We start from the raw sequence: 24,891 nt of genomic DNA, 5'->3' as shown, positions 1-24,891 counted from the left end.
GCTCCTCTACTTGTACATGGTCTGGTTCATGGTTCCGGGGGCGTACGCGTCGGGGTCGACCCAGACGTTGATCAGCGACGGCAGCCCGGACTCACGGGCGCGCTGAAGAGCCGGGCCGATATCAGCCGGGTCGCGGACTTCCTCGCCGTAACCGCCCAGCATCTGGGCGAACTTGTCGTAGTGGACGTCCCCGAGGGTGTTGCCGATCCGCTCTCGCTCCAGGCCGTACTTCTGTGCCTGGCCGTAACGGATCTGGTTCATCGAGGAGTTGTTGCCAACGATCCCGACGAAGGGCAGGTTGTAGCGGACGAGCGTTTCGAAGTCCCAGCCGGTGAGCGAGAAGGCGCCGTCGCCGAAGAGCGCCACGACCTCTTTGTCCGGGCGTGCCTGCTTGGCCGCGAGGACGAAGGGGATACCGACGCCGAGCGTGCCGAGCGGTCCCGGATCCATCCAGTGTCCTGGCGACTTGGGCTGGACGACCTGCCCGGAGAAGGTGACGATGTCGCCGCCGTCGCCGATGTAGATGGAGTCCTCGGTCAGGAAGTCGTTGATCTCGCTGACCAGGCGGTACGGATGGATGGGGGAGGCGTCCGAACGCAGCTGCGGCAGCCGCTTGTCCAGGGCGACCTGCTCGGCGGCGCGGAGCTCTTCGAGCCACGCCTTGCGCTTGACGGCTCCGCCGTTGAGCCGGCCACTGGCCGCCTCGGTCACCGACTTCAGAATCTGCCCGGCGTCACCCACGATCCCGAGATCGATGTCCCGGTTCTTGCCGACGGTCCGGTAGTCCAGGTCGATCTGTACGACCGTCGCGTCCGGCGACAGCCGCTTGCCGTACCCCATCCGGAAGTCGAACGGTGTACCGACGATGACGATGACGTCGGCGTTGGAGAAGGCGTAGCGCCGCGAGAGCTGGAAGTGGTGCGGATCCCCGGGCGGCAGCGTTCCGCGCCCTGCTCCGTTCATATAGGCGGGCACATTGAGCGTCCGTACGAGCTCGACGGCCGCGTCCGTGGCCCGCGTTGTCCACACCTGGCTGCCGAGCAGGATCGCCGGCTTCTCCGCGTGCACCAGCAGATCGGCGAGCTTCTCCACGTCTGCCGGGTCGCCGGAGCTGCGTGTCGAGGCCCGGTACTGCCCGGCCTGCGGCACCCGTGCCTTCTCCACCGGCACCTTGGCGTCCAGTACGTCGCGGGGGATCTCCAGGAAGGAGGGCCCGGGCGCGCCGTGGTAGCACTCGCGGAAGGCCATGGAAACCATGTCGGCCGCGCGCGCCGTGTCCGGCACGGTCGCGGCGAACTTGGTGATCGGCGTCATCATGTCGACGTGCGGCAGGTCCTGGAGCGAGCCCATCTTGTGCTGGCTGTGCGCTCCTTGGCCGCCGATGAGCAGCATGGGGGACTCGGCCCGGAAGGCGTTGGCGACACCGGTGACGGCGTCGGTCGTCCCCGGTCCCGCCGTCACGACCGCGCAGCCGGGCTTGCCCGTGATGCGTGCGTAACCGTCGGCGGCGTGGGCGGCGACCTGTTCATGACGTACGTCGACGACTTCGATGCCTTCGTCGACGCAGCCGTCGTAGATGTCGATGATGTGGCCGCCACAGAGGGTGTAGATGACCTCCACGCCTTCTGCTTTGAGCGCCTTGGCGACCAGGTGACCACCTGAGATGAGTGCTTGGTTCTTGTCGCTGGTGTCGTCCGGCATGGCGAAGTCCTGTCCCTTCGTAGGGGAGTCGGTGCGTGTCCCGGTACATTGCATACAGTCGACGAATACTGTATGAAGCTTGTTATCCCGCATCCGATGGGTGGTGTCCAGGGGCGTGCAGCACCTTTCGGGGGACTGGGGGTCGCTCCCCAGACAGACACAGCGGTCAGGAGCCGGAATGGACCTGTACGAGCACCAGGCAAGGGAACTCTTCGAGGACTACGGCATCCCCGTGCCGAAAGCCGAGGTCACAGACTCGGCCCGGGAGGCCAAGTACGCAGCGGAACGACTCGGCGGCCGCGTCGTCGTCAAGGCCCAGGTGAAGACAGGCGGACGCGGCAAGGCGGGCGGAGTGAAGCTCGCGGCCGACGCGGCAGCGGCCGAGATCACGGCCCGCCAGATCCTCGGCATGGACATCAAGGGCCACACCGTACGCAAGGTCATGCTGGCCCAACCCGTCGACATCGAGGCCGAGTTCTACCTCTCCTACGTCCTCGACCGCGCGGCCGGAACCTTCCTCGCCATCGCATCGGCCGAAGGCGGCATGGACATCGAGGAGGTCGCAGCCACCCGCCCGGATGCGGTGGCCCGTATCCCCATCGATCCCGCGCACGGCGTCACCGCCGACAAGGCCGCCGAGATCGCGGCCGCCGCCGGCCTGCCGTCCACAACTCTCCCCGTCATCCAGTCCCTGTGGCAGGTCCTCGTCCGCGAGGACGCCCTCCTCGTCGAAGTGAACCCGCTCGTACGCACCACGAGCGGCCGGATCCTCGCTCTCGACGGCAAGGTCACCCTCGACGACAACGCCCGCTTCAGGCAGGCCCGTTGGGGATCCGGCGAGACGGAGGAGCACGACGACCCACTGGAGGCGGCGGCCGCCGCCAAGGGCCTCAACTACGTCAAGCTCGACGGCGAAGTCGGCATCATCGGCAATGGCGCCGGCCTGGTCATGTCCACCCTCGACGTCGTCGCCGGCTGCGGCGCCCGGCCCGCCAACTTCCTCGACATCGGGGGAGGGGCATCCGCCCAGGTCATGGCCGACGGGCTGGCCGTCATCCTCTCCGACCCCGATGTGAAGTCCGTCTTCGTCAATGTCTTCGGCGGGATCACCGCATGCGACGCCGTGGCCGACGGCATCGTCCAGGCCCTGGAATCCGTACGCCTGACCAAGCCCCTCGTCGTACGGCTCGACGGCAACAACGCCGCCCGCGGCCGCGCGATCCTCGACGGTCGCGCCCACCCCCTCGTCCAGCAGGCCACCACCATGGACGACGCCGCCCGCCAGGCCGCAGTCCTCGCCAACTGAAGGGATCGGGAACCATGGCCATCTTCCTCACCAAGGAAAGCAAGGTCCTCGTCCAGGGCATGACCGGCGCCGAGGGCATGAAGCACACCCGCCGGATGCTCGCCTCCGGCACCGACATCGTCGGCGGCGTCAACCCGCGCAAGGCGGGCAAGGTCGTCGACTTCGACGACCGGGCCGTGCCCGTCTTCGGAACCGTGCGCGAGGCCATCGACGCCACCGGCGCCGATGTCACCGTCGTCTTCGTGCCACCGCCGTTCGCCAAGGCGGCCGTCGTGGAAGCCGTGGACGCCGGAATCGGCCTCGCCGTCGTCATCACCGAGGGCATCCCCGTCCATGACGCGGTGACCTTCCAGGCCTACGCCGCGCAGCGCGGCACCCGGGTCATCGGCCCCAACTGCCCCGGCCTGATCAGCCCCGGACAGTCCAATGCCGGCATCATCCCCGCCGACATCGCAGCCAAGCCCGGCCGCATCGGACTCGTATCCAAGTCCGGCACGCTCACCTATCAACTCATGTACGAGCTGCGCGAGACAGGATTCTCCTCCGCGGTCGGCATCGGCGGCGACCCGGTCGTCGGCACCACACACATCGACTGTCTCGCCGCCTTCGAAAAGGACCCGGACACCGAACTCATAGTGCTCATCGGGGAGATCGGAGGTGACGCCGAGGAGCGCGCCGCGGCGTACATCGCCGATCACGTCACCAAACCTGTCGTGGGATACATCGCGGGCTTCACCGCACCGGAGGGCAAGACGATGGGCCACGCGGGAGCCATCGTCTCGGGCTCATCCGGCACCGCGGAGGCCAAGAAGAAGGCCCTCGAAGCGGCGAGTGTGCCTGTCGGATCGACGCCCACCGAGACCTCACGACTGGTCCTGGCGCGCTTGGAACAGTCCCGCTGACATCGCACTGACACGGCCACGCGGTCGCGTTGACGGCTCGCTGACGTCGTGACGCGGCCGCGTTGACGCAGTCCCGTACCCCGTGGTCCCGTTGGCGTCACCGCCCAATGACGCCGAGTGCGTGCCACACACTCATGGCCCACCGTCCGGCCCCTCCCGCCCCCTTTCGAGCGGAGACCACCCTCATGGCACCCACCCTCACCGCAGCATCCACTCTCATCCTCAAGCCGGGCACCGCCTGGTCCGACGCCTGGCAGCGCGCTCTCGCGGTCGCCCCCGAGGCATTCCGGGACGACCGCGTGCTCAACCTCTGGTCCGCGCAGTGGCAGGCCGACGGCAGCGCCCTGCCCGCGACCAGCCCCGTCGACGGCAGCCCCATCGCGGGCCCGCCGCGCCTGGACGCGGACACCGCCCAGCAGGCGGTACGCGCCTCGCTCGACCAGCACCGCGCCTGGCGGCACGTACCCCTCGACGAGCGCAGGGCCCGCGTCGGCGCCGCGCTCGACGCGCTCACCGAACACCGCGAACTGCTGGCCCTGTTGCTGGTCTGGGAGATCGGCAAGCCGTGGCGGCTCGCCCAGGCGGACGTCGACCGTGCGATCGACGGCGTGCGCTGGTACGTCGACGGAATCGAGCCGATGCTTCAGGGCCGCACCGCGCTCCCCGGCCCGGTCTCCAACATCGCCAGCTGGAACTACCCGATGTCCGTGCTGGTCCACGCCATGCTCGTGCAGGCACTGGCGGGCAACGCGGTCATCGCGAAGACCCCGACCGACGGCGGCGTCGCCTGCCTCACCCTCGCCTCCGCACTCGCCGCCCGCGAGGGCATCCCGATCACCCTGGTCAGCGGCAGCGGCGGCCAGCTCTCCGAAGCCCTGGTCCGCTCCCCGGAAATCGGCTGCGTCTCCTTCGTCGGCGGCCGCGACACCGGAGCCCGTATCGCGACCGCGGTCGCCGACCTCGGCAAGCGGCACATCCTGGAGCAGGAAGGCCTGAACACCTGGGGCCTGTGGAACTTCAGCGACTGGGACTCACTCACGGCGGTGATCCCCAAGCTGTTCGACTACGGGAAGCAGCGGTGCACGGCATACCCGCGATTCGTCGTCCAGCGCGAGCTGTTCGCCGACTTCCTTGCGGCCTATCTCCCCGCCGTACGCTCCATCCGTACGGGCCACCCCCTGGCCGTCGAGAACGCCTCCGACCCGCTGCCGACCCTGGACTTCGGCCCGTTGATCAACGCGGCGAAGGCCAAGGAACTGGGCGACCACGTCGCCGAGGCGATCAACCGCGGGGCCGTACCCCTGCACCGGGGCACGCTCTCCGACGGCGCGTTCCTGTCCGGCCAGGACACCTCCGCGTACCTCCCGCCGGTCACCCTCCTCGGCCCGCCGCCATCCTCGCCGCTGCACCACGCGGAGCCGTTCGGCCCGGTCGACACAATCGTCCTGGTCGACACGGAGGCGGAGCTGCTCGCCGCGATGAACGCCTCCAACGGCGCGCTCGTGGCGACCCTGTCGACGGACGACCCGGAGACGTACGAGCGCCTGTCGCCGCAGATCCGCGCCTTCAAGGTCGGCCGGGGAAAGCCGCGCTCGCGCGGTGACCGCGACGAACTGTTCGGCGGTTTCGGGGCGTCGTGGCGGGGCGCCTTCGTCGGAGGCGAACTGCTGGTGCGGGCGGTGACCGACGGCCCGGAGGGGGAGCGGCTGCCGGGCAACTTCCCCGACTACCACCTGATGCCGTAATTGGTCATCCAATTCCCTGGCGGTCGGGCAGGAGCGCGAACTCCCGCTCGGCCGCCTCGGGCACGGCCCGCTCCACCGCCTGAACCAGCAGTGCCCGATGCCTGACCAGCGGCTCCCTGCGCTCCTCGGGCACGAGGAGCAGCAGATCGTCGATCCCGGCCACCAGCCGCCGCGTGACCTGGGGACTGCCCACAGCGAACACGCGGATCTCCGCCAGCGCCAGATCCACCAGATCCGTCCACCCTGGCACGTCCTGCACCAGACGCACCGCGCCCTGGCCATCCCGGTGATGCACCTCCCCGAGCGGCTTCCTCGCCACCACCGTCAGCAACTGCACTATGCGGTCCAGACACTGCACAGCGGTCGTCGGATCGTTCACGGCGGGCGAGAGCGCACGCAGTGCGATGTCCGACAGCTGCCGCAGCCCGAGCCCGGGATCCTGATGAAAGGTCCGCTCGACGCCTACGGACACGGTGTAGGCCAACGTCCGCCGCAGCGGCTCCCCTTCACCGTGCACGGACAGCATCGGCGTCCCGGGAACGACGTAGTCCCCGATACGCGGGATCAGCCGCAGCACAACGCCCTGCTTCCGGGCAGCCCGAACGAGCCGCGCCACATTCACATCCCGCAGCACCCCCGCCCGCCCCTGATGCGCGATCCACCTGCCCTCCCGCGCGAGCGGCACCGGATCCCGCTCCCCGGCCGGCTGCCGCACCAGCACCCGGAGCGACTCCCGCGCGATACGGTCGACGACCGGCCCGACCTGCATCAGCCGCAGCGTCTGACTCACATAGGCGATGAAGAGCAGCAGGCTCAGCCCAACAAGCGCCATGGTCAGCAGACTCTGCACCACCGGCACAGAGGTGACCCGCCGAGGATCGGCCTCGCTCTCGTACGAGGTCAGCACCAGCAGCGAGAAGAGAAAGGTCGCGAGGAACACCGTCAGCGTCGCCTTGCTGATCCGGCTCCGTACGAAGATCCGCACCACACGGGGCGTCAGGTTCCCGCTCGCCATCTGCACGGCGACCAGCGAGATGCTGAAGACGACACCGATGAAGGTCATCATTGCCGAGCTGATCGTCGTCACGATCGTCTTGAGATCGTCGGCGATCGAGATCAGATCGCTGACAGCTTCGTAATCCTGCTGGTCCTGGAGATACGCGACGATCCTGGTATCCAGCTCGGACGATGCCACCCACAGAACTACGGCAAGGCCGAGCCCCGCGCTCGGCGCGAACCAGAAGGTGTCCCGCAGATGCTCACGCAGCGGCGAGAGCGTGCGGGGCCGTTGATAGCTGCGATCACTCACGCCGACGACGGTAGCGTCACGGTGCGCATCGTTGCGGATACACGCTGTAGGGCATGCGGTGGGCTCAAGCCTGCGGCTGGCAAGCCCTCAGCAGCGCGGTCAGCGCCAATTGCGCGGCAAGAGGGCCGCCTGCCGATACGCGCCCTGGCAGCAGCAAGCCGGGTGTGCGTGCACCACGCCGAATGGTGGGGGGCTCCCGGGTACTTCCGCCGGCAGCCACACGTTAGCTTCGATCTTCTATGACGGCCCGTCGGTTCCTACGTCGGGGCAGGGGAAGCTTCGCAGGCCGGCGTCGCGGGCGCCTCGGATACGGTCTTCGCAGCGGGCACGCTGGTGGTGTCGCAGTTCCAGCCCCACGATCGCGGTGCCGGGGTATTGGTGACGAAGCAGGTCAGACGCATGCCGTCCGGCATCGGTGAAACGCAACTGGGCGCCGGGGTGTGGGCGTTCCTTGCGGACGATCAGCCGCATTCCCTGGCCGGCCCGTCAGTAGGTCCCCGGCCAACTCGGTGACCCAGGCGCCGCCGCGGACGTCGCCGCCAGGTTCGACGGTCGGCGTCCGGGCGGAGGCGGAGCGAGGGGCGGTGGGTCAGCCAGTGATGGTCCGCGAGTCCACACCGACATTGCCGCCGGCCTGCTTGGTGATGTAGCCACGGGTCATGTACTTCGATCGGGAGACCCGACGGCTGTCACACGACCAACTCTTGGTCTGCAGCGCGGAGAACGTCTCCACACGCGCGCTCTTGCAGATACTGACGCTGCCGTTGATATACCGGAACGTGGTCACCTGGGTCTTCTGCGTCCGGTCTATCAGGTTGCGGACATAGTGCCGGTGCCTGATCTTGGTGCCGCTCTCGGTGATGACACAGGCCCGCTGCTGGAAGTTCTCCACCTGCTTCCACGAGGTGCAATACGTGGCCGCCTGCGCAGGACTGGCGCCGAACGCGAGCATCCCCGAGGCCACCATCGTGCTCGCTAGCGTGATACGCACCAACCGCATTGACGTTCCCCCTTGTTTAGCCAACAGTCATTCGCTCACAAAGATCGTGCCTCACATCGGACATGTCAACGACACAATGCCATCCGCTTGGTGAACTGCCGGAGCGAACCTTCCGGCGCCGCATAACTGGCCAACCGCCTTACCTGCTCGCGCACTTCAGCGCGGCGATGCGCAGCGCGGCCAGGGCGCGCTTCCCGCCCGCGGCCGGCGGGTCGATCAGCCGGGAGAGCGTCAGGTCGGAGGCCACCGGCCCGAACACGGCCGGCTCGAACACGGCCGGCTCGAACACGGCCGGCTCGAACACGGCCGGCTCGGTCCGGCAGGCTCGGTCCGGCAGGCTCCGCCGAGTGCGACGGCCAGGGCCACATCCAGCAGGATCTGCACGGCCCGCGGCTTGCGCCATCGTGTGTCAGTGCCGCCGATATCGCTGTGTCCAGGCCGGACTTGCGGACCGTCTCGACCAGCAGCACGTCCCTACGCGGTTGGCCTGGACAGCATCGGGGGTGGTCCGGTCAGAGCGTCCCAATTCAGGACCCCGGTGCCGAAACGGGCGGAGGGGCGGGGGCCAGCGGGACGGCGCCGTGGACACTTCGATCCTCGGCCGTCCCGCCGGCACCCGTGCACGCGTCGGAGGGGCGGGGTGCTCGGCAGCCCGCCCCTCCGACGGTCAGTCCAGCTGCGTGATCCCTGGCAGCGAGCCCGTCGCCGCCGCGTTCGCCGCGGGCAGGGCGGTCGGGTAGATGCGCACATCGTTCACCGAGCCGTTGGCGTACTCGCCGTACGCGCTCTCGTACAGCCGGCGGCCGATCTGCACCCCGCCGTCGGCGTTCCACGTGGTGCCCACGTACGCCTTGGTCGCCGAGAGCTTGCCGTCGACGTACAGCAGCAGCTGGTCCGAGGCCGCGTCGTACACGCCGACGAGGTGGGTCCACTTGCCGACCACAGCCGGGGCGCCGTACGCCGCCGAGAAGGCCGGGCTGGCGGTGTCATCGTGGTGTCGGCCGAAGGCCCAGACCTTGCCTCCGGAGGAGTAGTACAGCTGGAAGCCGTTGGCGTTGCCCGCCCCGTCCGACTGGGAGACGAAGGTCGAGTTGCCGGTCGCCGAGCCGAGCTTGACCCAGGCCGAGACGGTGAAGCTGCCCGAGGTGTCCACGGCCGGTCCGGTCGTGGCCGCGTACCCGGTGGTCCCGGACAGGTTCAGCACCTTCCCGCGGCCGGCGTCAGTGTTCCAGGCGTATGCCCCGGTCAGCGCGGCGTCGAGGGCCCCGGGGTCGTCGGCCGCGGTGGCGCCGGCGCCCTCGTCGAGGCGCCACTCGTGGGTGGCGGTGTTGCCGACCGCGCCCAGGGAAGCGGGGGCGGTGAACGCGGCCGTGGTGCCCGTGGGGGCGGCGCCCGCGTACTCGACGAGCTGGCCGGCGCTGTCGACCGCGTACAGCTCGGGGTGGCCGTCGGGTCCGCCCGCGGGGCTGTTGAGGTCGCCCGGGGACATCACGGAGGGGTACTGGCCCGACCAGAGGACCAGGGACAGCGCGGTGGGCGGGTTGGTCTGCCAGTCGGCGGCCGCCCCTGTGGTCCAGTTCTGGGCGGCGGTGCCGTTGCAGGTGTAGATCTGCGGCTGGGCGCCCGGGGTGTTGCTGCCGTTCGGGTCGTCCAGGCACTTGCCGGACTGGGGGTTCACCAGGCTGCCGGATGCGCCGAGGGTCCACTTCTGGGACCCGCCGCCGTTGCAGGACCACAGCTGCACCAGGGTGCCGTTGGCCGTGCCGCCGCCGTTGACGTCGAGGCAGGCGCCCAGCGCGCGGAGGGAGCCGTCGGACATCAGCGTCCAGGTCTGGGCGCGGGTGCCGTTGCAGGCCCACGTCTCGACCTTGGTGCCGTTGGCGGTGTGCTGCTGGTACACGTCGAGGCAGAGCTTGCCGCCGCCGGCCGCCGCCACCGCGGAGGTGAGGGCCGTGTCCACCGGGGCGTGCAGCAGCGCCGGCACCAGGGTTTCGGAGTCGACGGTGATCGGGAAGCTGAGCACCGAGCCGCTGCTGTCGTCCCGGGCCCACAGGACGGGCGAGCCGCCGGTGACGCTGCCCTTGCCGTCGTCACCCGTGGTGAGGGTGCCCCCGACGGTGCCCGGGCCGAGGAGGGTGAAGCCGGACCAGTCGCCGTCGCCAAGCAGCAGCGGATGCTTGAAGTGGCCGCCGCCGTCGGTCTGGTAGATCCACAGCTTCTTGCCCTCGACGGTGATTACCGCCGGATAGTTGGTCGTGTTGCCATATGGGTTGCCGGGCGTTACGAGCTGCTCGACGTTCCAGGAGGTGCTGTTGTACCCGGCGGTGCGGCAGCGGGCGTTGTCCGCGACCCGCTCGACGGGCTCGCAGGCGTCCTTCGGCACGACGTCGAAGCGCTTGCCCATGAAGCCCGCGTACGTGGAGTACGGCTGGTGCGGGAAGGCGTCGTCGGCGGCCGGGTCGAGGTCGTTCTTGACGACGTAGAGCTGGTGGGTCTGCTTGTTGTACGCGAACAGGTCGTCCACGTCGGAGCTGTGCAGGTTGCCGCGGTGGGCAATGAGGTAGTTGTTCCAGCCCGTCCCGTCCGGGGACTGCGCCGCGGTCGAGACCGTCGCCGGGCCGGCGGCCGGGGCGGTGGGCTCGGTCTGCGGGGCCGTTTGCGCCGAGGCCACCGGCTGCGCGGCGTCGGTGTTGCCGGGCAGGAGAACCAGGTCGCCGGTGCGGGTGGTGGCCAGGACGTCGGGGACCCCGTCGCCGCTTATGTCACCGGGGGTGATCTTGGTGGCCGGGTTCCACGGCACGGTGTACGTGTAGCCGACCGGGGACTGCGAGAGGTTGCCGGCCTCGTCCACTGCGGCGACGTACAGGGTGTGGACACCCCAGGCCGTCACCGGGACGGTCAGCTTCGCGGTGGCGTCGCCGGAGCCGTTCGTACCGCCGACCGGGACCGAGGTGCCGGCCTGGGCCGTGGGTTGGGCATCGAGGCGCCACACGAAGTGGTCGACGCCGCTCATCAGGCAGGGGCCCGGGGTGCAGGTGGCGGCGGGGGCGCGGTCGCCCGCGGAGACGTTGAACTCGGTGGTGCGGCCGGGGCCCGCGTACACGACGGGGTCGCCCGCGCCGCCGCCGACCTGCGGGAAGGACGGGTTGGCGGCGATGTCCGGGGTCTCCGGCGGGCTGAAGTCCGTACGGAACCAGCAGTGCGGCGAGACCGGCGAGGTCAGGTGCGCGGCGGCGTTGTCCTTGGCGTAGACGTCCCAGCCGTACTCGTGGCCGTCCTTGAGGGTGACGCCCACGGGGACGTCGGCGTCCGTGCCGGAGGCGACGTACGAGCTCGACGGGGTGGCGATGGTGGTGGGGTTGCCGCCGCTGAGGACGGAGCGGTCCCAGAAGTCGTAGATCGCGCTGGCCAGTTCACCGGAGACGTTGGTGGTGACCGTCGCGTGCAGCTGGAGGTTGCTGCCGGCCGCGCTGTACGTCGTGGCGCCGATCCAGCCGACCCCGCTGGTGACGCAGGCGCCCGAGGCGCCGGTCGCGGCCGGGGTGGTGTGCAGGCTGCCCGGGGTGTTCGGCGGGATGTCGAAGGTCGTGGTCAGGGTGAGAACCGTGGACATCCGCAGGTAGTTGTCGTTGCCGCTGGATATGGACTCGTCACCGAAGAGCCCGACGGTCCACCAGTCTGTGCCCGAGTCGGCGATCTTCTGTGCCTGGCCGGTCACCGTGAAGCTCGCGGTGTGGTTGCTGCAGCTGCTGCCGGAGTTCGCGGCGCTGGGGATCGTGGTCTTCACAGCCGCGTACGTGCTGTCGTAAGTGGCCGGCTTGCTGGTCCAGTCGGTGCCGGAATTGATCGGCGCCGTGCTGTGCAGGGTGATCGGCTGGTCCTTGGAGCAGTCCCAGCTGGCAGCGTAGGTAGAGCCCACCGTGATGATCGCCTTGGAGACCACCATCGCCGGGTTGAGGCCGCTGGTGTTGATGGCGTAGTACGAGCGCTCCAGGCCGGTGCCGCAGGCCCCACCCCAGCGCTGGTAGCCCACGCCCTCGCCGTTGGACTGCGGCTTGTCGTACTGCGGGCTGTCCGAGCAGGCGGAGCTGGAGTACACCTCGGTGAAGTGGCCGGACTTGCTCGACACCGGGTTCGTGTACGGGTCGATGTAAACCGGGTAGACGGTGTCGGGGTCCGTGAGCACAGACATGTCCGGGCGCAGGGTGAGCGCGCCCTGGGTGGTGGTCATCGGGACCTGGTCGACGAGGGCGCCGGGGCCTGGGCCGTCGACCGACGAGGCGGGGGTCTCGGCGGGGCTCTCGGTCGCCGCGTCGGCAGCCATCGCCTGGTCCGGCGCCGCGAAGGAGGCCGGGGTCTTCGCACCGGCGGCGGGGGCCTGCGCCGGGGCCGCGGGGGCGTCCGGGATAGCGGAGTCCCACATCACCGGGCGCGGGGAGAGGTAATCGAGGGTGCCGTCGGCGGTCTTGGCCTCCATACCGCCGGAGGTCGTCGCGTGGAGGGTCAGGCCGTCCGTGGCGGCGGTGAGCTTCAGCTCCTTGATGCGCGGGTCGGCGGCCGCGGCCGCGTCATGCACGATCAGGATGTCGCTGAAGCCGCCCTGGTCGGTGACGGAGACCGAAAGGTCCACGCCGGGCAGGACAGCGGGGTAGAGGGCGGCGTCGCCGGAGACCTGCGGGGCGGGCAGCGGGAAGGGCATGGTCAGCGCGAGCTCGCTGCCGTCCTCGTGGGTCAGCCTGACCGCCGGGCCGCTGCCGCCTCCCGAGAGGGCGACCGCGTTCGGGCTGGCCTTGGGAGACCACGTGCCGTCCGCATTGCGGCCGAGGGCGGCGTCGACCGGGACCCACGCGCCGTCCTTCTGCACCCGTACGGGCATGAGGCTGGTGGTGCTGGTGAACGTGCCGTCCGGGTTGGCCGCCACCGTCGTGGTCTGCGTCGTGAGGGAGTCCACCGGGACCGTCTGGCCCTCGGCGACCGCTTCCTGCTGGGCCGTGAACAGGGCGCCGCCGGTGGCCGGTTCTTGATCCTGGGCGATCGCGGGCAAAGCGGGCGCGGCCAGCGCCATGGCCGAAATTGCTATCAGGAGTTTTTGAGACAGCGTCAGGCGTCTCAGTCCTCTTGGACTCGGGTCAGAATGGCAAAGCATGCGTCAAATTCCTCGCAAGATCATGTGAGTTGGAATCATTGATTCCCCCATGCATCGGCAGCGGCGTTGCGGCGGCGCGGCAAAGCAGGCCTCACGTTTTGTCTGAATGGCTGGTTCTTTATCCCGCGCAAAAGGGGCAACTGACCCTTCGCAATGGCTAATTTCGTTCGAACTGGCTGACGAGTCACCGTATTGATCAAACCTCACGAACATCAATAGCCTCCGCCGGTCACGCGAGTTGTGTGACGCAGAACTGCGGTGGCACGGCCACCGGTGGGCGGGGGGATGGCACGTGGCAGCTCGGCATCGCTGGTTCGCGAGCAAGAGATTCCGGATATGGGGCGGCAAGAGCCTCCTGGGTGTGGCCGTTCTGGCCGGCCTGGCGCTGCTCCTGCCGCTGGCCTTCACTCAGGGTCTCGACCTGCGCCTGCCCGGCTTCGGCAAGGGCGACGACTGGGAGGGCCGGGGCGGCCAGGCCGGCCACTACCGCTTCCAGGGCGAGGTCTGGAAGCCCAAGAAGGTCTCCCAGGTCGCCGGGGTCGGAGGTCATGAGCTCGCCCCCGGCCCGAAGCAGGGTCACCCGTCCGGCTACCGGCCGCTGAAGCGCTACGAGCCCCAGCGGGCCGCCTGGCCGAAGGCCGGGTCCGCGACGGTGAACCTGGCGGGCGGTACTCAGCGCTCCAAGGGCGCCCACGCGCCCCTGAAGGCCGGCCCGCTGCCCGTCTGGGTGACTCCGGTGGCACCGGCCAAGCCAGCCGACGGCAAGGGCTCCGCCAAGAGCGCCGAGGGCGCGCCTGCCACCCCCGACGCCGCTCCCGGCGCGGTCCGCGTCAAGGTCGGCTCCCACGCCCAGGCCCTGCGGGCCGGCGCCAACGGCATGCTGATCTCCGTCGCGCCGGCCGGCCCGGCCACCAACTCCGGCCAGGTGCAGGTGGTTATCGACTACGGCTCCCTCGCCAAGGCGTACGGCGGCGGCTACGGCTCCCGCCTTCAGCTCGTTCGCATGCCCGACTGCGCCCTGACCACCCCCCAGCTGGCCCAGTGCCGGACCCGCACCGCGATCCCCTTCACCAACCGGGCCGCCGCGGACCAGCTGACTGCCACCGTCTCCCTCGACGCCCCCGCCCCCGCCCCCGGTACGGGCGGCAAGCCGGCCAAGACCGCCAGGTCGGCGATGTCCACGCAGTCGGCCGCCGAGGGCACCACCCTCGCCGTTACCTCCGGCAGCGGCGGCTCCCAGGGCGACTACGCGGCCACCTCCCTGAACCCCTCGGGCAGCTGGCAGGCCAGCGGCACCGGCTCGTTCACGTACTCGTACCCGATCGACGTCCCGGCCGGCCTCGGCGGCAACGCGCCCTCGGTGGGCCTGTCGTACGACTCCCAGGCCGTGGACGGTGAGACCTCGGCACGCAACTCCCAGTCCTCCTGGATCGGCGACGGCTGGAACTACGACCCCGGTTTCGTCGAGCGCACGTACCGCGGCTGCAACACCCTCCGCGACGCCAACGGCGACAAGATCCTCAAGGGCTCCGGCGACAACTGCTGGACCGGCGCCAACGCCCAGATCTCCTTCGGACCGCACTCCGGCGTGCTGGTGCCCGACACCAAGGACTCGGGCGTGCCCGGCCTGCTGCGCCAGTGGAAGCTGCGCGGCGACGACGGCACGATCGTCCAAGAGCTCTCCGGCGCGGCCAACGGCCTCCAGGACGGCACGTACTTCCGCGTGTTGACCACGGACGGCTCGGCCGCCTACTTCGGCTCGGACCACGCGCCCGCGGGCCTCGGCACCGCCGCCGTCCCTCAGTCCGGCACCCCCACCGACGACAGCACCGACTCCGCCTGGGGCGCGCCCGTCTTCCACCCTCAGTCCGGCGACCCCTGCTACGACTCGGCCAAGGGCAAGGCCTCGCGCTGCGCCAAGCCCGAGGGCTGGCGCTGGAACCTGGACTTCGTCGTCTCACCCAACGGCCTGGTCCAGCGGTACGACTACTCCACCGAATCGAACTACTACAGCCTCGGCGGCGGCCAGGCGCCCGACGGCGACTTCGGCACGCTCACCTCGTACACCCGCGGCGGCGCCCTCGCGTCGATCTCGTACGGCTACACGCTCGCCGACGCGCTGGCCAAGCGCACCCCCTCGGCGCAGGTGGTCTTCACCACCAAGCAGCGCTGCCAGACCGACGCCACATTCACGGACTGCTCGGCCGGCAACCTGAAGGACGAGACCTCCCCGCACTGGCCGGACACGCCGTGGGACCTGCACTGCGACTCCACGGACAAGACCGAGATCCCGGAGGGCTCGACCACGGTCCCCAAGGACGTCTGCGTCATCGCGGGCCCGACCTTCTGGTCCACCACGCGCCTGGACTCCATCACCACCAAGGTGCACGTCAAGGACGCCGACAACGACAAGTTGGTGGCGGTCGACTCCTACCAGCTCGGCCATGTCTTCTCAGACGCGGGCGGCTCCGTCGACCCGGTGACCGGCACCTCGGTCGACCCCGAGCACTCCGGCTTCCTCCAGGCTGTGATGTGGCTGCAGACCATCCAGCACACGGGCAAGGACACCTACGGGAACGACAACAGTGACATCACCTTGAACAAGGTGGCGTTCACCGGCACGGAGATCGACAACCGCGTCAACGACGTGATGCCGTCGGCCCCGCCGCTCTACCACCCCCGTATGTCGACGATCCAGACGGAGACCGGCGAGTCCATCGCCGTCGACTACAACCTCGACCCGTGCGCGGGCAAGAACCTGACCTTCGCCACGGCCGATTCCAACACCAACTCCTGCTACCCGGTGTACTGGAACGTGCCGGGGGCCTCTAAGCCCATCGAGGACTGGTTCAACAAGATCACCGTCCGTCAGGTCACCACCTCCGACCTGACGATCGCCTCCACCTACCGGCCCGACGGCAAGGCCGCTCCGGCCGGCTCCGCCGCGCGCGTGGCCACATACAGCTACGCGGGCGCCGCCTGGCACCGCGACGACTCGCCCTTCACCGACGACCAGTACCGCACTTGGGGCCAGTTCCGTGGCTTCCGCACCGTGACCGTCCAGACCGGCCGCGCCCCCGAGCCCGTCACGCAGACGGTCTCCACGTACCTCCAGGGCATGGACGGCGACTACAAGGCCGACGGCAGCCGCCGCTCCGCGAGCGTGCACGCCAAGGTCGGCGGGTCGGTCGTGCAAAGCGTCACCGACGCCGACCAGTTGTCGGGCACCGAGCTCCAGAAGGACATCTACACGGCCGCGGGCGGCACGATCACGTCCACGAGCGTCAGCGGCCCCTTCACCTCGACCGACACCGCGACGGTGCCCCAGACCGCATGGAGCGGCTGGGAGCAGACCGACCACCCGGGCGAGACCAAGCCCGCCCTGAACACCCTGCCCCCACTGGTCGCCCGGCGGATGCAGAGCACCCAGAGCCACGGCTACGCGAAGCTCGCCGACGGCACCTGGCGGCACACCCGCACGGACACGACGTACGACGCACAGGGCCGGGTCTCCACGGCCGACGCGCACGGCGACGTGAGCGACGCGAGTCAGGAGAGGTGCAGCACCACCCAGTACGCGAGCGCCCCGGCCACCAACCCGGCGATGATCTCGTTCCCGGACCAGATCACCCAGGTCCACGGGCCCTGTGGCACGGCCGTGAGCGCCTCGACCCTGCTGTCCGACAAGAAGATCTACTACAAGGGCGACGGCACCCTCACCGGCCTCGGCACCTTCGGCCAGCTCTCAGCCAACGCGGCGGCCACCGGCGTGCAAATCGCCACCGGTTTCACCGGCAGCACCGAGAACTGGCAGACCTCGGCCGCGATGAAGTACGACGCCATCGGCCGGGTCACCGACGCCCTGGACGCCACCGGGCAGAACACCCACACCGACTTCACCCCTGTGTGGAACTCCGCCGGCAACAACACCAACCCCACCACGGTCAAGACCACCAACAGCAAGAGCTGGACGGTCACCTCAACACACTCCCCGCTGCGCGGCCTGGAGACGCAGCACACCGACGCGAACGGCCGCAAGACCGAGATCACCTACGACGCTCTCGGCCGCCGCACCGCGGTGTGGCTGCCCGGCCGCGACAAGGGAGCGGGCCAGAGCGCCGACCGCCTCTTCCTGTACTCGGTCAACCCGGGCGCCGTCGCGGCCCCCGGTGACACCGTCACCCAGCCCGGCGCGCCCACCTCGGTGACGACCAAAACCCTGCGTGAGGACGGCACGTACTCGGTCGGCGTCGCCATCTACGACGGCATGCTCCAGCCGCGCCAGACGCAGAGCACGCCGCAAGGCGACAGCGACACCGGTCGGATCGTCTCCGACACCTTCCACGACTCGCACGGCTGGCCGGTCACGACGTACTCCCCGTACTACGACCCGGCAACCGCGCCCACCAGCACGCTCTTTGCGGCCAACGAGAACCAGATCCCCGCCGAGACCACCACGGCCTATGACGGCCAGGGCCGGGCCCTCACCACCACCCTGTGGCACCAGGCCGTCGAGCAGTGGCACGCCTCCACCGCCTACCCGGGCGCCGACCAGACCGACAGCACGCCCCCGGCCGGCGGGCGCCAGACCACCAGCTACACCAACGCGCTCGGCCAGACCGTGCGCACGGTGGCCAAGAACACCGACGCCTCCGTGATCCTGCACGGTGGGGACGTAATCCCCTCCGGCACCTCGCTCGCCTCCAACAGCGTGCGCCTGACCATGCAGGCGGACGGCAACCTGATGCTGAGCGCGCTGGCCACCGGCAAGACCATCTGGTCCAGTGGCACCGCCGGAAACCCGGGCGCCTTCGCCAAGTTCGGCACCGACGGCAACCTCTCCGTGCTCACCACGGCCGGCGCCGTGAAGTGGACCACCGGACTGACCGCCACCACCAGCTCCACCTTCCGGGTGCAGGCCGACTCCACCGCGGTCGTGGTCGCCAGCGACGGCTCCACCGTGCTCTGGAAGCAGGGCACCGCGGGCACGGTCCCGGCGGCCGACGCCACCACCGACTACACCTTCGACCCGGCCGGCCAGGTCGCCTCGGTCAAGGACAACGCGGGCAACACCTGGTCATACACGTACAACCTGCTCGGCCAGAAACTCACCCAGTCCGACCCCAACTCCGGGACCACTAGCTTCGACAAGTACGACGTCGCGGGGAACCTGCTCCAGACCACGGACCCCCGCGGCCAGGTGCTCTCCTTCACCTACGACTGGAACAACCGCCGCACCGGCGAGTACACCGGCCCCTGGCAGACCACCCCGGACCCGGCCAAGCTCCAGGCGAGCTGGCTGTTCGACACCCTCGCCAAGGGCTACCCCACCTCGTCCACCCGCTATGTCGGCGGCGCGACCGGCAAGGCGTACACCAAGGCCGTCAGCGGCTACAACACGGCCTACCAGGCCAACGGCAGCACCCTGACCATCCCCGCCACGGACGGCTTCGCGGCCGCGGGCCAGAGCAGTGCGCCCGCCAGCGGCACCGTCACGTACACGATGACCGCGGACCACACGCCCACCGTCGGCCTGCTGTCCACCACCCACTACCAGGCCGACGGCAACCTGCCGGCCGAGGACGTGGACTACGGCTACACCCAGCAGGGCACGCTGGACACCTTCGGCGGCTACATCAGCGCGGCCAACACCCCGGCCTACCTGTCCGCCACCGTCCACGACGTCTTCGGACGGGTCCAGCAGGCGAACTACGGCCCCAGCGGCAAGCAGACGGCCACCTTCGGCCAGTACGACGCGACCACCGGGCGGCTGACGCAGACCAGCAGCATGGTGCAGACCTCGGCCACCGCGCTGGACGTGGTCAACTACCGTTACAACCAGGCTGGCGAAGTCACCGCGATCGACGACCTGCAGAACAACACCACCCACGACACCCAGTGCTTCACCTACGACTCCTTCCAGCGCCTGACCCAGGCCTGGACGGACACCGCGGGCATCAACTCGTCCTCGGCGACGCCGGTGGGCGCGGTCGGCGGCTGCAACACCGCGCGCGTCCAGACCACCAGCAGCGGGCAGATCAAGACCACCACGGTCGGCGGCCCGGCCACGTACTGGCAGACGTACACCTACGACCTGCTCGGTGACCGCACCGGCATGGTGAACCACGACGCGGGTGGCAACGCGCTCGCGAACACCACCCAGTCCATCGCCTACGCGGGCGCCGATGGCACGGTCGCGACCGCCCAGCCCAACCAGGCGGGCAACACGGTCAGCAGCCACCCCGGCGACGGCTCGGCGACCTGGACGAACACGTACACCGACCCGGCGTACGGCAACAAGAACAGCGGCAACACCATCACCCGCAAGGTGAGCACCACCGGCCCGCTGTCCACCGGCTTCACCCTGGCGGGCGGCGGCAAGCTGTGCGTGGAGGACGCCGGCGGTGCCACCGCGCCGGGCACCAAGGTCCAGGTCAACACCTGCGTGGGCACCAGCACCGCGCAGAAGTGGACCATCGGCACGGACGGCACCGTCAAGGTGCTCGGCATGTGCCTGGACACCGTCTCCAACGGCACCACGGCCGGCACCCACGTGGTGATCGACACGTGCAGTGCCGACGCCACCCAGAAGTGGAAGGCCACTACCACCGGCGCCCTGGTCAACGCCGCCAACAGCGCCATGTGCCTGACCGACCCGGGCGCCAGCGCCACCAAGGGCACCCAGCTGACGCTGGCCGCCTGCGGCAGCGCCGGCCAGGCGTGGGACACGGCCGAGACGGGCGCAGTCCCGGCGGGCCAAACCCAGACCCTCACGTACGACAGCGCGGGCCGCACGGCCACCGTCACCACCGGGAATGGCAGCACCAGCAGCACCAGCAAGTACCTGTACGACGCCGATGGCGGGCTGCTCCTGCAGACCGCAGCGGTGGGCGGCACGGACAAGACCCGGGTGCTGTACGTGTTCGGCGGCGCCGAGCAGATCACGCTGAACGTGGCCGCGAAGACCTGGACGGGTCTGCGCCACTACCAGGGACCCGACGGCACCGTCGTCACGCGCACCAGCGCGGGCGCCGTCAGCTACCAGCTCCCGGCCATGCACGGCACGACCACGACCTCGATCGACGCGGTCAGCCTGATCGCCACGCGGCGGTACTTCGATCCGTACGGCAACGCGCGCGGACCCAAGCCCGGGTCGTGGGTCTCACCGGACGAGAACCGCGGGTTCGTCGGGCAACCGCTCGACGCCGCAGCCGGGCTGAATCTGCTGGGCGCGCGCGACTACGACGCCGTGACGGGCCGGTTCCTCAGCCCCGACCCGGTGTTCCAGGCCGGCGATCCCAACCAGATGGGCGGCTACACGTACGCGGCCGACAACCCGGCCAGCACCAGCGACCCCAGCGGCCTGGACGACTGGTACAACGACCCGACCATGAACAAGTGCGTGATCGACTGCGGTCCGCAGGACACCACGACCACCACGACCACCACCGTCACGACGACCACCACCACCTCCTCCGGGGGCGGCGGCGGCGATGACGACTGCGACGGATTCTGGGACTGCGCCGGCCACTTCATCGAGAAGGCCGTACCGGTCATCGTGGTGGTGCTCGTCGTCGTGGTGGTCGTGGTCGCGGCCACGGCCTGCACCGCCGAGTCCGGCGGACTGCTCGGCCCGGCCTGCATCGAAGGCGCAGGCATGGCCTTCGCGGCGACCTGCGGTGCGATGCTGGGCGACTGCGGCCCCGGCCCCGGCGGCGAAGGACTGTCAGAAACGGCCCGCGAAGACTCATCGGCAGGGACGAAGGCGGCAGCCGGCGGAAAGGCCTCGGCCGAAGCCGGGCCCGCGGGCCCCAAGGGCGCGGCCGCCGAGGCGGGTGCGGCGAAGGAGGCCTCGAAGGACGCGGCCGGCGGCAACGCGGCGGCTCCGAAGAAGTCCTCCAGCCAGGACGCGGCGGAATCCTCCTCGGCCTCCTCGGCGGCACCGGACGCACCCTCCACCGGAACCACGCAGACGCGCTCGGTGCGGGCGGATCCCGCCTCGCGGGAGATCACCGACACCAAGCAGCTCAGCGGCTCCGCGCGCCGGATCGCGACGGCCCTCGACCGCAAGGGACCCAAGGGCCGGATCGGAATAGGCAGCGGTGTGCCTGTCCAGTCACTCGCCGACGCCTCGCAGGCGCTCTACATGGAGATCGGCGTCGTCCAGAACATGAAGACGGGCAAGCTGTCCGCGATCCTGGGCACATCCCCGACCGCCACCGTGTTCCGGTTGAAGCGGAACGAGGTGATCGTCTCGCACGTGCACCCCTCGTGGGCGGCGGACGCACGTGAGGTGCAGGGCGACATCGACCACGCCAAGTACCTCGAATCCGTGATCGACTGGAGCGGTAACCTGCTCTACTACGACGGCGCCAAGGTGATCGAGAACCCGGGGGTGTCCTTCGTGAACAGCTTCGGATACTTCGTCGGCCGTCCCAGGGGCTGAGGAGGAGTGCGAGCAATGCAACCGGATGAGCTTCCGCGCTGCCGCTTCTGCGGCGACCGAATCATCGGGCTGGAAGCTCAGGCCTGCCAGCTGCCCGCCTACTGTCTGGGGGACGACGAGGCCAGTCGGCGCATCGACGCAGGAGGCTGGACCGGGGCCGCGCACCAGCAGTGCCTGGTGCGCTCGGCAGCCGGGCCGGACTGGGCGACCGTACTGACCCGGTGGGGCACCGCCGGGTCGGTACCGCAGGGCCAGGCCCCGTTCGCCGGGGGCGAGGTCGCCTGGATCCCCGGAGCGGACCAGTACCGGTTCGTCTGGTCCGACGGCCGGCAGGCCACGCTCCGGCCGGGCGAGCTGGACACCGCCGAGGAGCGGGCGGGCGTACGGAGTGCGCGGATGCGCACCCTGTTCGCCTCGACCGACAGCGAGGCGTGGGAGGCGGTGGCGGAGCGGATCCGCCCCGCCGTGGCCGACGGGATCCTGCCGCTGGGCGACCTGATGGCCGCCCTCGGCGTCCCGGCCGAGAGGTATGACCCCGAGGTCGTGGACTCCGCGCTCGTCACCATCGGGCGGATGCGGGACTCCTGGCGGGACCGGGTCACCCTCGGCCCGTACAAGAAGTGCAAGGACTGCGTGGTCATCCACTACCGGGTGGACCTCCCGGCCGCGGCGCATGACGCGGCCCGGGCGCTTGCCGCCCGCCGGCTGCGCTGACCGCTTCCGCGGCGAGGCCTCGTAAGGCGGGGAAGCCGAAGGGCCAAGGGGCGGTGGCTCTGGTCATCGGCTCGTCCGCCGGGTATGGCCTCGCCGCTACGATCGCGGGCCTGGCCCGTGTCGGTATCCGTGGCATCGGCGTGTGCTTCGAGAAGGCGCCCGCGCGGCGCACCGGCACGGCTGGCTGGTATCGCACCGCCGCCACCGCCCGGCTCGCCCAACAGCACGGGCGGGACATGGTCTTCCTCAATGGCGATGCGTTCAGCGACACGGTGAAGGAGCAGGTTGCCGACCTCCTCGCCGAGCGGTTTGGGGGACGACTCGACTTCCTGATCTACTCGGTGGCCGCTCCTCGCCGCACCGACCCGGACATCGGCAACGTGTATGCCTCGGTCCTCAAGCCGATCGGCTCGCCGTACACCACCAAGACCCTCGTCTTCGACGAGTACGGTGCCCCGGAGGTGAAGGAGGTCACCACCGCGCCGGCCGAGGGCGACGACATCGAGCAGACCGTGGCGGTGATGAGCGGCACCGACTGGGAACGGTGGATCACGTTCCTGGCCGACCGGTCCCTGCTCGCCGACGGCTTCGCCACCGCCGCCCTGTCCTACATCGGCTCGCCGCTCACCGCGGCGATTTACCGGCAGGGCACCATCGGCGCCGCAAAGTCCCATCTGGAAGCCACCGCACGCACGTTGGACGAGCGCCTCGGCAAGACCCTGGGCTGCCGGGCCGTGACCTCGGTCAACGCCGCTGCCGTCACCCAGTCCTCCACCGCCATCCCCGGCATCGCCGTGTACGTCGGGCTGCTACGCGGCGTCCTCGGCGACGCCATGGTGGCCCCGATCGGTCAACTGGTGGAGCTGTGGGACCAGCTGACCGGCGCCCGCCCCCTCGACCTCGACGACGAGGGCCGGGTCCGCCTCGACACCTGGGAACTCGACCCCGCCGTGCAGAACGCGGTCGCCGAACGCTGGAGCACCGCCACCAGCGACACCATCACCGAACTCGCCGACCTCGACTGGTTCAGCGACGAAGTCCGCCGCCTCTACGGCTTCTCTGTCCCCGGCGTCGACTACACCGCCGCCGTCGAAACCGACGTCCCCTGGCCCACTCTCACCATCTGACCCGCGCCACAACCCCCCCGATCGCGTCGTAAAACGAGGTCGCGGCGCCGGCCCTAGTGACCTGGGCCGTTGATGCGTCGGCAGTGGGACTGGAAAACCTGGAATGGCAGCAGATTCAGTGGTTCTTCAATGGCAAGCAGATCGAGGATGTCCCGGAACCGACCTGGCATCTCGACCAGGCGAAGGTTGGGTATGAGTAGCATGACCGAGATCTTCAGCTCAACCCGGACCTTCAAGCTGTGGGCCTACACGGTCAGTCACCGTCGTCTGCTGCTGCGCAGTCCGTCGGAAGGCGGCGCCGCTTCGCGTATCGATGTGTGTTTCGGCGGAGTCGACCACATGCTGGTCAGCCCCCTGTACGAAGGGCTGACCGTGGTGGAAGTGCCTGCCGAAGAATGGGGTGCCCACCGTGATCGAGTGGGTGAGGTCCCACCTGGCTTCAAGCTCTATTCGCTGGGGGCGAGCCGGAATGATTTCGTCACAGCCGGAATCATCCAGTATCACGAAGACATGGGGGATTCTCGAGACCCTTCGTACTTCGGCCGATTTCCCGGCGCGTGAAAACTGCTCGGCGCGGAGTATGACCGCGGCGTGGTGACGCCGAAGGGGCGGTGACCGGGAAACCGGTCACCGCCCCTTCGGCGTGTTCAGCGGAGCGGAGTCGTCAGCAGTCGTCAGCACGTCAGTGACGTTCACCGCGAGCCCGCCGCGGGCCGTCTCCTTGTACTTGACTTTCATGTCCGCGCCCGTCTCCTCCATGGTCTTGATGACCTTGTCCAGGGAGACCTTGTGGCTGCTGTCGCCGTGAATCGCCATGCGCCGCCGTGACGGCCTTGGCCGCAACCATGCCGTTGCGCTCGATGCACGGGTCCTGGGCTGCCGACCTCGGTAGACGCCCAGTGGATCCTGGACTCCTGCATCCTGGTTCTCGCCGGGCCGCTGCTCACCAGCGGGCAGCCTTCTGACGAGGTGGTGCGCGGTGTCGGCGGCGCGTTTGAGCGCGGTGGGGACCAGGCCCTCACGTACCTTTGTGGCCGCCTCGTACAAGGCGATGGCGAAGTCTGCGGCACCGTCGTTTTCGAGGGCCGACGTCCCAGGTACTCATCGAGGGCCACGTGCTGACCGAGGGAGACGCCGGGCGGACGGTTGACGCCTACCTCCGTTGGCTGGCCGACCACCCGGAGCAGAGGGGCCAGACAAGACCGCGATCATGCGCAGTGTCCGGAGCATGCGCCGCTCACTGACAGTGCTCGAGTAGACGCACACTGTGCGGGCTACTTGGCGGCGGGCACACAAGCGTTCGGCGGCCACTGCTGCACCTCACTGACCACGGTAAATGCACGTGAGAGCGACCTGAAACCCCTGGTATTGTTATCCCTGTCGCCGCGGGAGACCGCGGTCACCCTGTCCGGGTGGCGGAATGGCAGACGCGCTAGCTTGAGGTGCTAGTGCCCTTTATCGGGCGTGGGGGTTCAAGTCCCCCCTCGGACACTCA

10 protein-coding genes, 1 tRNA gene and 4 pseudogenes are annotated in these 24,891 nt (G+C 69.6%); 8 read left to right on the top strand and 7 right to left on the bottom strand.

All coding sequences use genetic code 11. From position 1 onward, the window contains the following. Positions 1-6: 6 nt before the first annotated feature. Positions 7-1,701 (bottom strand): thiamine pyrophosphate-binding protein, encoded by a 1,695-nt coding sequence (locus ABZS64_RS27775; protein ID WP_355835197.1) that lies wholly within the window; start codon positions 1,699-1,701, stop codon positions 7-9. Between the two features lie 178 nt (positions 1,702-1,879). Here ABZS64_RS27775 and sucC point away from each other — a divergent pair, with 178 nt between their 5' ends. The 3 genes from sucC to ABZS64_RS27760 all read left to right on the top strand — a co-directional run bounded on the left by sucC (position 1,880) and on the right by ABZS64_RS27760 (position 5,654). Further along, entirely contained in the window at positions 1,880-3,007 is a 1,128-nt protein-coding gene (gene sucC / locus ABZS64_RS27770; protein ID WP_355835194.1) for an ADP-forming succinate--CoA ligase subunit beta, read from the top strand. A 14-nt stretch (positions 3,008-3,021) separates the two neighbouring features. After that, positions 3,022-3,909, top strand: coding sequence for a succinate--CoA ligase subunit alpha (sucD, locus tag ABZS64_RS27765; RefSeq protein WP_355835192.1), 888 nt, complete (start codon positions 3,022-3,024; stop codon positions 3,907-3,909). A gap of 185 nt (positions 3,910-4,094) precedes the next feature. After that, complete coding sequence (locus ABZS64_RS27760; protein ID WP_355835188.1) at positions 4,095-5,654, top strand: aldehyde dehydrogenase family protein; 1,560 nt, start codon at positions 4,095-4,097, stop codon at positions 5,652-5,654. Between the two features lie 4 nt (positions 5,655-5,658). Here the strand turns inward: ABZS64_RS27760 and ABZS64_RS27755 are convergent, their stop codons facing one another. The 5 genes and pseudogenes from ABZS64_RS27755 to ABZS64_RS27735 form a co-directional block, all read right to left on the bottom strand. After that, a complete protein-coding gene (locus ABZS64_RS27755) occupies positions 5,659-6,963 on the bottom strand; it encodes a DUF2254 domain-containing protein (protein WP_355835185.1) in 1,305 nt (434 codons plus the stop codon). A gap of 270 nt (positions 6,964-7,233) precedes the next feature. After that, positions 7,234-7,546 (bottom strand): annotated as a pseudogene (locus ABZS64_RS27750) (IS1380 family transposase); the annotation flags it as partial. 6 nt (positions 7,547-7,552) lie between these two features. Beyond that, positions 7,553-7,963, bottom strand: a complete 411-nt coding sequence (locus ABZS64_RS27745) for a hypothetical protein (RefSeq protein WP_355835182.1) — start codon at positions 7,961-7,963, stop codon at positions 7,553-7,555. A 163-nt stretch (positions 7,964-8,126) separates the two neighbouring features. After that, a pseudogene (locus ABZS64_RS27740) lies at positions 8,127-8,433 on the bottom strand (hypothetical protein); the annotation flags it as partial. A 197-nt stretch (positions 8,434-8,630) separates the two neighbouring features. Beyond that, a complete protein-coding gene (locus tag ABZS64_RS27735) occupies positions 8,631-13,028 on the bottom strand; it encodes a LamG-like jellyroll fold domain-containing protein (RefSeq protein ID WP_355835180.1) in 4,398 nt (1,465 codons plus the stop codon). Positions 13,029-13,401: 373 nt separating this feature from the next. On the opposite strand from ABZS64_RS27735, the gene ABZS64_RS27730 reads away from it, so the two are divergent. The 4 genes and pseudogenes from ABZS64_RS27730 to ABZS64_RS27715 all read left to right on the top strand — a co-directional run bounded on the left by ABZS64_RS27730 (position 13,402) and on the right by ABZS64_RS27715 (position 23,957). Then, a complete protein-coding gene (locus ABZS64_RS27730) occupies positions 13,402-21,555 on the top strand; it encodes a ricin-type beta-trefoil lectin domain protein (RefSeq protein ID WP_355835177.1) in 8,154 nt (2,717 codons plus the stop codon). Positions 21,556-21,570: 15 nt separating this feature from the next. Then, a complete protein-coding gene (locus ABZS64_RS27725) occupies positions 21,571-22,269 on the top strand; it encodes a hypothetical protein (protein WP_355835175.1) in 699 nt (232 codons plus the stop codon). A gap of 41 nt (positions 22,270-22,310) precedes the next feature. Continuing rightward, positions 22,311-23,396, top strand: a pseudogene (locus ABZS64_RS27720) (enoyl-[acyl-carrier-protein] reductase FabV); the annotation flags it as partial. A gap of 201 nt (positions 23,397-23,597) precedes the next feature. After that, a complete protein-coding gene (locus ABZS64_RS27715; RefSeq protein WP_355835172.1) occupies positions 23,598-23,957 on the top strand; it encodes a hypothetical protein in 360 nt (119 codons plus the stop codon). A gap of 66 nt (positions 23,958-24,023) precedes the next feature. Here the strand turns inward: ABZS64_RS27715 and ABZS64_RS27710 are convergent. Further along, positions 24,024-24,270 (bottom strand): annotated as a pseudogene (locus ABZS64_RS27710) (L-serine ammonia-lyase, iron-sulfur-dependent, subunit alpha); the annotation flags it as partial. Positions 24,271-24,802: 532 nt separating this feature from the next. Between ABZS64_RS27710 and ABZS64_RS27705 the strand changes: the two are divergent. Further along, a tRNA-Leu gene (locus ABZS64_RS27705) sits at positions 24,803-24,887 on the top strand. Positions 24,888-24,891: the final 4 nt, after the last annotated feature.

This window comes from Streptomyces sp. NPDC005408, assembly GCF_040606445.1.
Taxonomy (GTDB): Bacteria; Actinomycetota; Actinomycetes; order Streptomycetales; family Streptomycetaceae; genus Streptomyces.
The sequence above is the reverse complement of the archived record's forward strand: the minus strand, read 5'-3'. Positions and strand labels throughout refer to the sequence as shown.